This is a genomic window from Rhodoferax sp. RT5P35 (genome assembly GCF_056521385.1).
Genome location: NZ_JBWMAX010000244.1, coordinates 556 through 1176, shown reverse-complemented (window position 1 = coordinate 1176; position 621 = coordinate 556). Strand labels below are relative to the sequence as shown.

Sequence of the window (621 nt, the reverse complement as noted above, 5' to 3'; positions counted from 1 at the left end):
GGCGTGGCTGCAGGCGTGGCATCGGGCGTGGTGTTGGGCGTGGTATTGGTGGGCTCCAGCGCAAAACGGTAGCCCCGGCCCGGAATGGTCACGATGGCCTGCGGCCCCAGCAGCTTGCGCAGGGCCGACACCTGGGCTTGCAGGTTGTTTTCTTCCACCACCAGGCCGGGCCAGGCCAGATCCAGCAGTTCGTCTTTGGACACCACGCGCTCGCGGTGGTGCAGCAGGGCCATCAGCACGTCAAAGGCCCGTGCGCCGGGGCTGAAGGAGGTTCCGTCCACCAGCACCACCCGCTGGGAGGGACGCACCTCGAAGCGGCCAAATCTGTAACTGTTTAACAACAAAACTCCCCTGGATGTCGGTTTTCAAATGTAACGCACCGCCTGAATTTTGGCGGTTCTGTGCAGTTATGCACGGTTTCAGAATGTTTCAGGCTGGCTTCAGAAGGCCTAAGGACGGGATCGGGCCAACAGAGGAAAGTCCGTCTCTGCAGTATCAACCGACTTGATTGCCCGATTGTCAAGGACATATGTATGAACTTTGAACCATTTTCCCCGTTTGAGCGCTCCGAAACCCTGCCGCCGCCTGCACCGGTTGCCGAGGCAAGCCAGGCACCGTCGG

At 60.4% G+C, this 621-nt stretch carries 1 protein-coding gene; it reads right to left on the bottom strand.

The annotated features are described in order from the left end of the window. On the bottom strand, positions 1 to 341 hold a 341-nt coding region (locus tag AC097L_RS25355), incomplete at its 3' end, for a winged helix-turn-helix domain-containing protein (RefSeq protein WP_479589471.1). Positions 342 to 621: the final 280 nt, after the last annotated feature.